This window comes from Jannaschia donghaensis (assembly GCF_001403795.1).
Classification (GTDB): domain Bacteria; phylum Pseudomonadota; class Alphaproteobacteria; order Rhodobacterales; family Rhodobacteraceae; genus Jannaschia; species Jannaschia donghaensis.
Map to the genome: position 1 here is coordinate 861,420 of NZ_CXSU01000011.1, position 11,005 is coordinate 872,424.

13 protein-coding genes and 1 riboswitch are annotated in these 11,005 nt (G+C 67.3%); of the genes, 8 read left to right on the forward strand and 5 right to left on the reverse strand.

Annotated features, from left to right (window positions below):
• Positions 1–53: 53 nt before the first annotated feature.
• Positions 54–848 (reverse strand): inositol monophosphatase family protein, encoded by a 795-nt coding sequence (locus tag JDO7802_RS08695; protein WP_055084549.1) that lies wholly within the window; start codon positions 846–848, stop codon positions 54–56.
• A gap of 144 nt (positions 849–992) precedes the next feature.
• Here JDO7802_RS08695 and radC point away from each other — a divergent pair, with 144 nt between their 5' ends.
• The gene (gene radC / locus JDO7802_RS08700; protein ID WP_245624149.1) at positions 993–1,940 is read left to right on the forward strand and encodes a RadC family protein; all 948 of its coding nucleotides are present in this window, start codon (positions 993–995) and stop codon (positions 1,938–1,940) included.
• Between the two features lie 25 nt (positions 1,941–1,965).
• On the opposite strand, the gene JDO7802_RS08705 is transcribed toward radC, so the two are convergent.
• The gene (locus JDO7802_RS08705) at positions 1,966–2,634 is read right to left on the reverse strand and encodes a glutathione S-transferase family protein (protein WP_055084552.1); all 669 of its coding nucleotides are present in this window, start codon (positions 2,632–2,634) and stop codon (positions 1,966–1,968) included.
• 76 nt (positions 2,635–2,710) lie between these two features.
• Between JDO7802_RS08705 and JDO7802_RS08710 the strand changes: the two genes are divergently transcribed.
• Positions 2,711–3,277 carry a TetR/AcrR family transcriptional regulator gene (locus JDO7802_RS08710; protein WP_055084554.1) on the forward strand — a complete coding sequence of 189 codons (567 nt, stop codon included), beginning with the start codon at positions 2,711–2,713 and terminating at the stop codon, positions 3,275–3,277.
• On the opposite strand, the gene JDO7802_RS08715 is transcribed toward JDO7802_RS08710, so the two are convergent.
• Positions 3,274–4,179: a LysR family transcriptional regulator gene (locus tag JDO7802_RS08715; RefSeq protein WP_055084861.1), complete on the reverse strand. Its 906-nt coding sequence runs from the start codon at positions 4,177–4,179 to the stop codon at positions 3,274–3,276. The genes JDO7802_RS08710 and JDO7802_RS08715 overlap by 4 nt on opposite strands.
• Before the next feature lie 103 nt (positions 4,180–4,282).
• On the opposite strand from JDO7802_RS08715, the gene JDO7802_RS08720 reads away from it, so the two are divergent.
• From JDO7802_RS08720 to JDO7802_RS08735, 4 genes are all read left to right on the forward strand, one after another.
• Positions 4,283–5,146: a methylenetetrahydrofolate reductase gene (locus JDO7802_RS08720; RefSeq protein WP_055084863.1), complete on the forward strand. Its 864-nt coding sequence runs from the start codon at positions 4,283–4,285 to the stop codon at positions 5,144–5,146.
• Positions 5,147–5,212: 66 nt separating this feature from the next.
• The gene (locus tag JDO7802_RS08725; protein ID WP_055084556.1) at positions 5,213–5,692 is read left to right on the forward strand and encodes a PaaI family thioesterase; all 480 of its coding nucleotides are present in this window, start codon (positions 5,213–5,215) and stop codon (positions 5,690–5,692) included.
• Positions 5,689–6,111, forward strand: coding sequence for a PaaI family thioesterase (locus JDO7802_RS08730; protein WP_055084558.1), 423 nt, complete (start codon positions 5,689–5,691; stop codon positions 6,109–6,111). The genes JDO7802_RS08725 and JDO7802_RS08730 overlap by 4 nt, the downstream gene beginning before the upstream one ends.
• Positions 6,108–6,524 (forward strand): ACT domain-containing protein, encoded by a 417-nt coding sequence (locus JDO7802_RS08735; protein WP_055084560.1) that lies wholly within the window; start codon positions 6,108–6,110, stop codon positions 6,522–6,524. Before JDO7802_RS08730 ends, JDO7802_RS08735 begins: the two co-directional genes overlap by 4 nt.
• Here JDO7802_RS08735 and JDO7802_RS08740 read toward each other — a convergent pair.
• Positions 6,503–7,237: a DsbA family protein gene (locus JDO7802_RS08740; protein ID WP_055084565.1), complete on the reverse strand. Its 735-nt coding sequence runs from the start codon at positions 7,235–7,237 to the stop codon at positions 6,503–6,505. The two genes, JDO7802_RS08735 and JDO7802_RS08740, sit on opposite strands and share 22 nt — an antisense overlap.
• 155 nt (positions 7,238–7,392) lie before the next feature.
• Between JDO7802_RS08740 and JDO7802_RS08745 the strand changes: the two genes are divergently transcribed.
• Positions 7,393–9,396 (forward strand): protein-disulfide reductase DsbD family protein, encoded by a 2,004-nt coding sequence (locus JDO7802_RS08745; RefSeq protein ID WP_055084567.1) that lies wholly within the window; start codon positions 7,393–7,395, stop codon positions 9,394–9,396.
• Between the two features lie 2 nt (positions 9,397–9,398).
• Here the strand turns inward: JDO7802_RS08745 and JDO7802_RS08750 are convergent, their stop codons facing one another.
• Positions 9,399–9,932: a gamma-glutamylcyclotransferase family protein gene (locus tag JDO7802_RS08750; protein ID WP_306455355.1), complete on the reverse strand. Its 534-nt coding sequence runs from the start codon at positions 9,930–9,932 to the stop codon at positions 9,399–9,401.
• Positions 9,933–9,977: 45 nt separating this feature from the next.
• A riboswitch (glycine riboswitch) is annotated at positions 9,978–10,068 on the forward strand.
• Positions 10,069–10,179: 111 nt separating this feature from the next.
• Here JDO7802_RS08750 and gcvT point away from each other — a divergent pair.
• Positions 10,180–11,005 (forward strand): glycine cleavage system aminomethyltransferase GcvT (gcvT, locus tag JDO7802_RS08755; protein WP_055084568.1); only part of this gene is annotated, 826 nt, incomplete at its 3' end.

An 11,005-nucleotide genomic window follows, 5' to 3' on the forward strand; every position in this document is an offset into this window, starting at 1 on the left:
GCAACCGTGACGCGGCTGCCGCGCGACGGTGGCGGTGCCGCCCCGCTGCCCGGTCAGTCGGCGGTGCGAAGGGTGCCGGCGAACCTGTCGAAGATGGCCGACGATGCGGCGACGACGTGGCCGTGGGTCAACAGGGTCTGTCCGGGGCGCAGGGGTTCGACGAAGCCGCCCGCTTCGCGCAGGACCAGGGTGCCGGTCGCAAGATCCCACAGGTTAAGCCCGCGCTGCCAGAACCCGTCAAGGCGACCGGCGGCGACATGGCACATGTCGAGCGACGGAACACCCGATTGGCGCACGCCGGCGGTCACGGGCATCAGTTGGGCCAGGTCCTTGATGGCGGCGGGCAGGTATTTCTCGTTCGCCGCCGGAACATTGGTCGCGAACAGGCAGTCGATCAGGGAGATGCGCCCGGCCACGCGAAGACGCGTGCGCCCGTCGAGCCAGGCCCCGGTACCCTTTTCGGCCCAGAACAATTCGTCGCGCAGCGGGTCATAGGTGACGGCGCTGACGATGTCGCCCTTGTGCTGCAGCGCGATGGAGACGGCCCAGTGGGGCATGCCGTGCAGAAAGTTCGCGGTGCCATCCAGCGGTGTGATGACCCAGTGGCGGGTGGGGTCGGTGCCCTCGCTCTCTCCGCTGGCGGCCTTCCAGCCGTAATTCGGACGGGCGTGGGACAGGTCTTCGCGAATGATCTCGTCGGCGGACGCGGCGGCCTTGGTTACGAAATCGCGCGGGGCCTTCAGGCCCGTCTGCAGGTTCTCGACCTCACCGAAGTCCTTGAGAAGACTGCGACCGGCCTTGCGCGCGGCCTTGGTCATCACATTCAGGTTCGCGCTGCCTTGCTGCATCTCGTCGCTCCGGGGGTTCGATCAGACGCTGCCTTTAACGGAGGTCGCGACGCGGGACCAGCCCCCGTGCGCCCCTTGGCGTTAACCGGTCGTTTACCATTTTCGGCCTAGCATCCGCAAAAATGAACCTTGGGGGAGGGATCGATGAAACACCACGGCTCCACGTTCTCGCGCCTGACCGGCCTGGTTCAGGACCGCCTGTCGGGCGGCAAACGCCCCGAGATCCCGACCTACCCATCGGCCCCCGGTTTCCGGGAGGCACCGCAGCAAGGCCTTTCCGATCTGGAGGCGCGGATGCCGCCTTCGGGAACGGTTACGCAGCCAGCGACGCCCCCGCGGTGGCAGCCACGGTCTCGTCTGTCGGACAGCGAAAGCGCCGGTGGCGGTCTGGTTCAGCAGCCCGACGGGTCGATGCGGCCCCATTATTGGGGACACCGGGAGCGGTTGCGCAAACGTTTCCTGTCGGGCGGCCATGCGCCGATGCCCGAATACGAACTGCTGGAGCTGATGCTGTTCAACGCGATCGACCGGATCGACGTGAAACCGCTGGCCAAACGCCTGCTGGCCGCTTTCGGGGATCTGAACGGTGTCGTCGCCGCGTCCGAGCGCAATATCCTGCGGGTCGAGGGGGCGACGGCCAAGGTCTTCCTGCAGCTGCGCATCGCCGAGGCCTTCGCGCACCGCATGGGGCAGGCGAAGATTCTGGACCGCGAGATCCTGTCGTCGTGGTCCGACGTCGTGGGCTATTGCCGCACGACGATGGCGCACCGCGACACCGAGCAGTTCCGCGTTCTGTTCCTCGACCGGCGCAACCGCGTCATCGCCGACGAGGCGCAGGCCGAGGGGACGGTCGATCACGTGCCCGTCTATCCGAGGGAAATCGCGCGCCGCGCGCTGGAACTGAACGCCTGCGCGTTGATCCTCGTTCACAACCATCCGTCGGGCGACCCGACGCCAAGCCGCGCCGACATCGAGATGACGGCAAAGGTAGTTGCCGCCTGTGGCGCGTTGGACATCGTGATCCACGACCACATGATCATCGGCAAGGACGAGGAAGTGTCGTTCCGGTCGCTGGGCCTGATCGAGGACTAGGGGGCGGCGCACCGCCCCCGCCACGTCAGAAGTTCTGCGGGAACATCGCACGCATCGCGGCCTCGTCCATTTCGCCCTTGAACTGGAACTTCGTGGCCCAGTCGCCCGCTTTTGTGGCGGCGGGACGGGCGTTGACCTTGTCGAACCAGGCCTGGACTTTGGGATAATTGGTCAGGCCGCCGTCCTTCTCCATCACGAAGCCGGCCGCGCGGACCCAGCCCCAAAGCGCCATGTCGGCAATCCCGTAATCTGCGCCGCCCAGCCAGGGGGACGATGCCAGACGGTCGTCCAGAACCCGGTAATGGCGCGCGATCTCTTTGGCGTAACGGTTGGTGGCGTAGTCGCTGTCGGTGTGGACGCGGGTGAAATGAACCGCCTGACCCGAATAGGGCCCAACGCCCGAAGCGACGAAGAAGAACCACGACAACATCTCGCCCATCGCGGCCCCTTCGGCGGGCAGGAATTTCCCATGCTTCTGCGCGAGGTAGAGCAGGATCGCGCCGGAATCGAACACGGCCTGACCGTCGTCTTCGATCGCCGGCAGCTTGGCGTTGGGGTTCACGGCCAGAAAGTCGGCGGCGTGCTGCTCCCCTTTGCGGGTGTCGACGGGCACGATGTCGGGCGCAAGACCCAGCTCCTCGATCATCAGCGCGACTTTGAAGGGGTTCGGCGTAGTGTGGAAAAAGACTTTCATCGGGGCCTCCGGGCCTGTCGGTTGAGAAGATGTGTAACGGGTGCTACTTTAATCGGGTGAGGTCAAGGATAAGATAATGATCGCTACAGAAAGAAAGCGGGGTCGACCGCGCGCCTTCGATGCGGAAACGGGATTGGATATCGCCCTGCGCGCCTTTGCGCAGCGGGGGTTCGATGCGGTCGGCGTGGCAGATCTGTGCGCGCTTATGGGGGTGAAACCGCCCAGCCTCTATGCCGCCTATGGCTCCAAGCGCGACCTTTTCGACCGGGCCGTTGCGCGGTACGGCGCGGGAACGGCGGCGGTGTACGACGCGGCCATCGCGCAGGCGACGGACCTGCCCGATCTCAGGCGGCGTGTCCTGACGGCGGCGCTGGATCTTTATCTGCGGGATGCCGGGCTGGGCTGTCTGGTCATAAGCACCCTGAGCAGTACGGCGGACCCGGATCTGCGCGATGCCCTGTCGGACCTGGTGGCCGCCCGGCGCGCGGGCATGATCGCGCGGGCCATCGCCCTGGGGGCCACACGCCCGGAAGCGGAGGCCGAGGTGATGGCGATTTCGGTCGCGATGATGGGTCTGTCGGCGGCGGCGCGGGCGGGTCTGGGGGCGGAGCCTTTGCGCGCCGCGCTCGACCGGCTGATCTAGCCGCGCTGCAGCTTGAGCGGTTCGGTCCGCATCAGCCGCAGGACGTGCGACATGAACGGTTTCGCCGCATCCGTCTGTCGGATCGCGGCATAGAGCCTGCGCGTCACACCGCGTTCGGTCAGGGGCCGGGTCACGTAGTCCGAATTGTAGCGCACCTCCCGCACGACCCAGTCGGGCAGGACGGCGACGCCGCGGTTCGATGCGACCAGAAGCAGGATCACGGCCGTCAGTTCGACCTGCCGGATGGCCGCCGGTTCGACGCCGGCAGGGGTCAGCAATTGGGAAAAGATGTCGAGGCGGGGCCGTTCGACCGGATAGGTGATCAGGGTCTGGCCCGCGAAATCTTCGGCTACGACGAAATCCTTCGCCGCCAGCGGATGGGCGGCGGAGGCGAGGAAGACCGGCTCGTAATCGAACAGCGGCGCGAATTCAACGCCGGCCAGGTCGGCGGGATCGGAGGAGACGACAAGGTCCACTTCCTCCTTTTGCAGGGCGGGCAGGGCCTGGAACTGCAGGCCGGGGCGGATGTCGACATCGACGTCGGGCCAGGCGCGGCGGAACTGCTCCAGCACGGGAAACAGCCATTCGAAACAGGCGTGGCATTCGATGGCGATGTGCAACCGGCCCGTGCGCCCGGTCTTCAGGCCGTCGAAATCCATCTCGACCGCCTCCACCTGCGGCAGGACTTCGTTGGCCAACCGCAACAGCCGCTGGCCGGCTGCGGACAGCGTCATCGGCTTGGAGCGGCGCACGAACAGCTCCATCCCGATCTGCTCCTCCAGGTTCTTCACTTGATGGGATAAGGCGGATTGCGTGATGTTCAGCCGCTCCGCCGCGCGCGCCAGACCACCGCAATCGTGGATTGCCCGGATGGTGCGCAGGTGGCGGAATTCGAGGTGCAATCTGGCGGCCATCGGCGTCGGCTCATGTTGATGATGAGGATTATGAGCCTGTCTCACGAAACCGCAATCGCCGACAAGGGTTCAACTGCAAAGGAGCCCCATGATGTCCGCGCCCAAGGTGTCGTTCGAATTCTTTCCGCCCAAATCGCTCGCCGGGTCGTTCCGGCTGTGGGATTGCGTCAGCACGCTGGCCCCGCTGGCCCCCGAATGGGTGTCGGTCACCTATGGTGCGGGCGGCACGACCCGTGACCTGACCCGCGAGGCTGTGGGCGCGCTGGGCCAGGCATTCGACTTGCGCGTGGCCGGCCATTTGACGTGCGTGGACGCCAGCCGGGAGGAAACGCTGAACGTGGCGCGCGATTTCCGCAAGGCAGGCGTCCGGGACATCGTGGCGCTGCGGGGCGACCCGCCCAAGGGCGCGGACGGTTTCGTGCCGCATCCCGACGGCTTCCGCACGTCGGTCGAATTGATCGGCGCGCTGGCGGACGAGGGGTTCACGGTGCGGGTGGGTGCCTATCCCGACGTGCATCCCGAGGCGACCGACGCGGGGGCTGACATCGACTGGCTGCGTGCCAAGATCGACGCCGGCGCGTCCGAGGCGATCACCCAGTTCTTCTTCGACGCCGACACGTTCCTGCGATTCCGCGACCGCTGCGCGGCTGGGGGCATCGATGCGCCGATCGTGCCGGGGCTGATGCCGATCGAAGACTGGGCCAAGGCGTCGCGGTTCGCCGATGCCTGCGGCGCCGTCATCCCCGACGACCTGCGCGCGGCTTTCGACGTGGCGCTGCGCGACGATCGGGCCGACCTGCTGGCCATCGCGCAGGCTGCCGAACTGGCCGACGCGTTGGTCGGGGAAGGATGCGAACATCTGCACTTCTACACCCTCAACCGCCCCGAACTGACCCGCGATGTCTGCACCGCCTTGGGTCTTGCCCCGCGGCCCGCGCTGCGCGACGTGGCCTGACGCCTGCTTCCCCCCAAAGATCGGGGCGGCTAGGGTTGGCAAAGCACACGCCGCCCCGGAGGTTTCATGTTCGCCACGTCGTCCGACGATCTTGCCAGTCGAGATCGGGTCCTGTCGCTGTCGGGTCTGCACTTCATGGAGGCGATGCGCGACGGCACCCTGCCACAACCGCCCATCGGGCGTGTTCTGGGCTACTGCGTGACGGGGGTCGAGGCGGGCCGCGTCGTGTTCACCGGCACGCCCACCTTCGATCATACCAATCCGCTGGGGTCCGTGCACGGCGGCTGGTACGGCACGTTGCTGGACAGCGCGATGGCCTGTGCCGTCATGACGACCGTGCCGAAGGGCCGCGTCTATACCACGCTGGAATACAAGGTGAATATCGTCCGCGCGATCCCGCTGGGCACGGAAATCCTGGCCGAAGGCGTCGTTCGCCACGGTGGGCGGTCGACGGGTGTGGCCGACGGCACCATTCGTGGCGCGGCGGACGGCACGCTCTATGCCACCGGTTCGACGACCTGCCTGATCATGGATGGCACCGCATGAGCGTCTTCGATTTCGACGCGACGCCGGCGCGCATCACGGACAGCTTTGCCCGGCAGGGCCTGATGCGCACATTGGGCGCAACCTTGGAAAAAGTGATCGAGGGCGAGGTGCGGATCGCCGCCACCGTCTCGCCGCGCAGCGCGCAACAGCACGGAGTGGGGCATGCGGGGCTGACGTTCTCCTTGGCCGATTCCGCGGCAGGCTACGCCGCCTTGACGACGATGGAGGAGGGCTTTGAGGTGGTGACGAGCGAGTTCCGCATTTCCCTTCTGGCCCCGGCGCGGGGCCGGTTGGTGGCGACGGGCCGGGTGATCCGGCCGGGGCGGCGGCTGATCGCGGTGGCCGCCGACGTGCACGGCGACGACGGGGCGCATGTGGCGACCGCGCTGGGCACGATGGTCCCCGTGGCCGCGACATGACCGGGGAATACGACCTTGCCGTCCTGTTCGCGGGGATGGAGCCGGTGCTGGGCGATGACATCTGGCTGTTCGTGACCCTGCCCGACCGGACCCGCGCCGCACGCCTCGACGCCATTTTGCGGTTCGAGGAAGCGGAGGGGACAACCCTGATCGTGACCGAGGCGGTCGCGCAGGCCGAAGGGCTGGACGGTGTTTTCCCGTCGCGAATGATTACGCTGAACGTCCATTCGGCGCTGGAGGCCGTGGGGTTCCTCGCCCCGATTGCCACCCGGCTGGCGGCAGAGGGGATGGGCGTGAACCCGGTGGCGGGGTTCTTTCACGACCATCTGTTCATCCCGGCGGACCGGGCCGAAGACGCGATGCGCGTCCTGCGTGCGATGCGGGCCGAAGGTCAGCCGTCGTCGCGGACCTGATCCACGATTTCCTGCAGACGATCCGCCTCCACGAAACCGGGAACGCGGGTGTCGCCGATGACGAAGCTGGGGGTGCCGGTGAAGCCCAGCGATTCGGCCAGGCGGCGGGTGGTGTCGATGTGTTCGTTGACGGCGTCGCTGTCCATGTCGGTGCGCAATCTGTCGACGTCGAGGCCGAGTTCGACGGCGATCTGCATGACCGTCGCTTCCTCGATGCGGGTGTTCGACCCCATCAGCGCCTTGTGCATTTCTTCGTATTTGTCCTGCGCGCGCGCGGCCAGCGCGGCGCGCGCCCCGAAGACCGATCCTTCCGACAGGATCGGCCATTCGCGGTATACCACGCGAACGTCCGGATCGGCGGCCATCAGCGCCTCCAGTTCCGGACCCGCACGGCGACAGAACCCGCAATTGTAGTCGAAGAATTCCACCACCGTGACCGACCCGTTCGGGTTGCCGACCACCGGCGCATTGGGGTCGTTGGTCAGCGTATCGCGGCTGGACGACAGGGTCGCCTGGGCCTGCGCTTCGGCTTCGGCGGCGTCGCGCGCCTGCAGGATGGCGACGGCTTCCATGATGATGTCGGGGTTTTCCAAGATTGCCTCGAGCGCCAACTCCTTCACGTCTTCCGGGGTCAGCTGCTGCGCAGATACGGGTGCTGCGACAGCACAGGTCACGGCAAGTGTGGCAAGAAACGGGAGGTTCGGCGCGCGCATGGGCTGTCCTTCGGGCGGAGGTCACGGAGTCGTGACGAAGGTGACGCGCGGAGGGGGCGGGCGCAACCTTGGATCGACGGGGCGAATGGTCACGTTCGTGTCAAATACCGTCCCGCCCCCTCGCTCCCCGGCGTTGCGACGCCTATTGCAATCACATGCTCCGCCTGTTGACCTGCCTTGCCCTGATCCTTGCCACGCCACTGGCCGCCGCCACGTCCGACGTCGTGCGCGGCAATGCCGTCGAGGGCCGTCTGATGTCGGTCGAGAACGGCGTGGGGCCGGGCGGGGCGACGGTATCGGCCGGTCTGCACGTCGTCCTCGACGACGGATGGAAGACATACTGGCGCAGTCCGGGCGAAGTCGGCCTGCCGCCCGACCTGAACTGGGAGGGGTCGCGGAACATCGCGTCGGTCACCCTGTCCTATCCCGCGCCCACCCGGTTCGAGGCCTTCGACATCCAGAACTTCGGCTACGGTGAGGAGGTCGTCTATCCCCTGACCGTGGTGTTGGAGGAGCCGGGCGTGCCTGCGCGTCTTGACCTGCGGGCAAACCTGCTGGTCTGCGCCGAGATCTGCGTGCCCGAAACGCTGGAGATCGCGCTGGATTTGCCCGCCGGCGGGGGCATCGACGCAAGGACAGCCGCCACGCTGTCCGATTGGATCGCCAAGGTGCCGGGCACGGGGGCGCAGGCCGGCCTGATGCTGCAATCCGTACATCTGGACGAAACCGCACTGACGGTCCTCGCCACCTCCGATACGCCATTCTCGTCCCCCGACATTTTTCCCGAACATGGCGATTGGGCCTCGTTCGGCAAGCCGGCGCTTACGCTCGCCGATGGGGGCCGCACGTTGCACGCCATCCTGCCGGTCCTGTCCCCGGGCGACGGCCCGCTGACGCTGACCCTGACGGACGGGGCACGGGCGGCGACGCTGGATGCGACCCTGTCCGCGACCGCGCCCGCGGTCCCTGCGTCGGGTGCGGCGCTGTGGTGGATGGTGCTGGTGGCGGCTTTGGGCGGGCTGATCCTGAACGTGATGCCCTGCGTCCTGCCGGTCCTGTCGATGAAGCTGGCCGGAGCGTTGCAGGCGCGCAATCGCAGCGTGGCGCAGGTGCGGGCCGGGTTCCTGGCCTCGGTGGCCGGTGTGATGGTGTTCTTCGTCGGGCTTGCCGGGGTCGTGATCGCGGCCAAGGCGGCGGGGATGGCCGTCGGTTGGGGCGTGCAGTTCCAGCAGCCGGTCTTCCTGGCGCTGATGATCGGGTTGATCGTGGTCTTCGCCGCCAGCATGTTCGGTTTCTTCCATGTCGGCCTGTCGTCGGGGGCGATGACGACGATGGCGCGGACCGAAGGGCGCGGCGGCTGGGGCGGCGATTTCGCCACCGGAATGTTCGCCGCCGTCATGGCCACGCCCTGTTCCGCGCCATTCATCGGGACGGCCGTGACCTATGCGCTGACCCACGGCCCGGCGCAGATCGTGGCGGTCTTCGCGGCGATGGGACTGGGCTTGGCCGCGCCCTATCTGGCGGTTGCCATCCGTCCCGGTCTGATCCGACGGCTGCCGCGGCCCGGCGCGTGGATGGTGACCGTGCAGCGCATCCTGGGCGGTGTGCTGTTGCTGACGGCGGTCTGGCTGGTGACGGTTCTGGCGGGCAGCGCGGGCTGGACGAACGCCCTGATTGTGGGCGGTTTGGCCGCCGGGCTGCTGGTCGCGCTGGCGGCACGTCGCTGGGCGGGCGCGGTCGTGGCGGGCGGGCTGGCGGCGGTGATGCTGGCCGCCGTCGTCGTGCCCGCGCCGGACCGGCCGGCGACCGCCGTCGATGCCGGATGGGCCGTCTTCGAGGAGGCGCGCATCATGCAGGAGGTGGCCGCCGGAAATGTCGTCTTCGTGGACGTCACCGCCGACTGGTGCCTGACCTGCAAGGCCAACAAGCGACTGGTGCTGGACCGGGGTGCCGTGGCCACGGCGCTGGCCGGGACGGTGGCGTTGCAGGCCGACTGGACACGGCCCGATGATGCCATCGCCGATTACCTGCGGCGCAACGACCGCTTCGGCATTCCCTTCGACGCGGTCTATGGCCCCGGTGCGCCGCAGGGCATCGTCCTGCCCGAACTGCTGACCGATACTGCCGTTCTGGACGCGATCGCGACGGCCGGCGGCTGACGTCAGAGCAGGGACGCGCCGACGCGGGTCAGATGGTCGTTGACCAATGCCGTTTCGTCCGACGACAAGATCTGCGCGCGCGGATATTCCGGTGCGGCCCGGTCGTTGCGCACCGGCGTGGTCCAACCGGCGGTCGTGTCGAAAAACCGCGCCACGCCGTCTTCGCCGAATTCGCGCAGGAAACCCTGGACCACCACGTCGAGATAGCTGAGCAGGATCGGGCGGATGTCGTCGGGCGTGCCGTGCAGGTCGTGGGGGATGTGATAGATCTGCGGACCTTCGGGCAAGGCGCTGCGCAAATATCCCGTTTCCCGCGTGTCCAGCGCCGACCAATCGCCCGCGGGCACGTCCGCTGCCAGCCCGTCGATGCGCACGCCGGTCGCAGGCTCTCCGGTCAGATAGGCGACATGGTTGATCGGCGTCGCCCGCCAGACCCGCCGCCAGCCCGTCACCGTCATGCGCGCGGTGCCCGGATAGGCATGGGTCTGCGTGTTTACCAGGCTGCCATAGCCGAAGAAGCGGTTCATCGTCGTCATGCGTATTCTTCTCTTGATCGCGAGGCGCATGTTTCGTATCGGAAACGCGCACGTCCGGGAGACTCTGATCCCACGGACAGGGCCGAAGGAGCAACCGCCCCGGTAAACTCTCAGGCAAACGGACCTGACGTGCAAAGACACTCTGGAGAGTGCCCCGGATCGGGGCCGCCGAAGGGATAGCGATCTCAGGCGACAGGACAGAGGGGGCATCGAAACGGGTCGCGCGCGACCCCTTGGAGGTGCCGACGTGGATGATCTGACCCTGAAGACGCTGCCGCTGGATGGCCTACACGCCGACTTCGGCGGCAAGATGGTGCCCTTCGCGGGCTACTCCATGCCGGTTCAGTATCCGGCGGGTGTGATGGCCGAACATCTGCACGTGCGCGCCAGGGCGGGCCTGTTCGATGTGTCCCACATGGGTCAGGTCGTCGTCCGCGGCGGCGGAGCGGCGGCGGCGCTGGAAACCATGCTGCCGATCGACGTTCAGGGGTTGGTCGAGGGGCGTCAACGCTACGGCTTGCTGATGCTGCCGAATGGCGGCGTGGCAGACGACCTGATGGTGGCGAACCGGGGCGATCACCTGTTGTTGGTGGTGAACGGCGCGATGAAACATCTCGATATGGAGATCCTGGCCGCCGGCCTGCCGGATCTTTCGGTCGACCTGCTCGACGATCGCGCGTTGCTGGCCCTGCAGGGCCCGGCGGCGGAGGCGGTGCTGGAGGCGATGGTGCCCGGTGTCGCCGCGATGCGGTTCATGGACGTGCGCACATTCGTCTGGAACGGCGCGGAGCTGTGGATCAGTCGTTTTTTTTTCAAGCAGAAGACGGCATACGAGATTTCGGTCCCTGCGGAAGATGCCGACGCCTTTGCCCGCGCGTTGCTGGCCCACGATGACGTCCTGCCCATCGGTCTGGGCGCGCGCGATTCGCTGCGGCTGGAGGCGGGGATGCCGCTTTACGGTCAGGACCTGACGGCCGAGATTTCGCCGGTGGAGGCGGGGCTTGGCTGGGCGATCCAGAAGGTCCGCCGCACCGATGGGGCCCGCGCGGGCGGCTTTCCCGGGGCTGACCGGG

Coding starts and splice junctions, on each gene's coding strand:
- JDO7802_RS08695 (WP_055084549.1), bottom strand. CDS start 848: ATGCAGCAAGGCAGCGCGAACCTGAATGTGATGACCAAGGCCGCGCGC.
- radC (WP_245624149.1), top strand. CDS start 993: ATGAAACACCACGGCTCCACGTTCTCGCGCCTGACCGGCCTGGTTCAG.
- JDO7802_RS08705 (WP_055084552.1), bottom strand. CDS start 2,634: ATGAAAGTCTTTTTCCACACTACGCCGAACCCCTTCAAAGTCGCGCTG.
- JDO7802_RS08710 (WP_055084554.1), top strand. CDS start 2,711: ATGATCGCTACAGAAAGAAAGCGGGGTCGACCGCGCGCCTTCGATGCG.
- JDO7802_RS08720 (WP_055084863.1), top strand. CDS start 4,283: ATGTCCGCGCCCAAGGTGTCGTTCGAATTCTTTCCGCCCAAATCGCTC.
- JDO7802_RS08725 (WP_055084556.1), top strand. CDS start 5,213: ATGTTCGCCACGTCGTCCGACGATCTTGCCAGTCGAGATCGGGTCCTG.
- JDO7802_RS08730 (WP_055084558.1), top strand. CDS start 5,689: ATGAGCGTCTTCGATTTCGACGCGACGCCGGCGCGCATCACGGACAGC.
- JDO7802_RS08735 (WP_055084560.1), top strand. CDS start 6,108: ATGACCGGGGAATACGACCTTGCCGTCCTGTTCGCGGGGATGGAGCCG.
- JDO7802_RS08740 (WP_055084565.1), bottom strand. CDS start 7,237: ATGCGCGCGCCGAACCTCCCGTTTCTTGCCACACTTGCCGTGACCTGT.
- JDO7802_RS08745 (WP_055084567.1), top strand. CDS start 7,393: ATGCTCCGCCTGTTGACCTGCCTTGCCCTGATCCTTGCCACGCCACTG.
- JDO7802_RS08750 (WP_306455355.1), bottom strand. CDS start 9,932: ATGACGACGATGAACCGCTTCTTCGGCTATGGCAGCCTGGTAAACACG.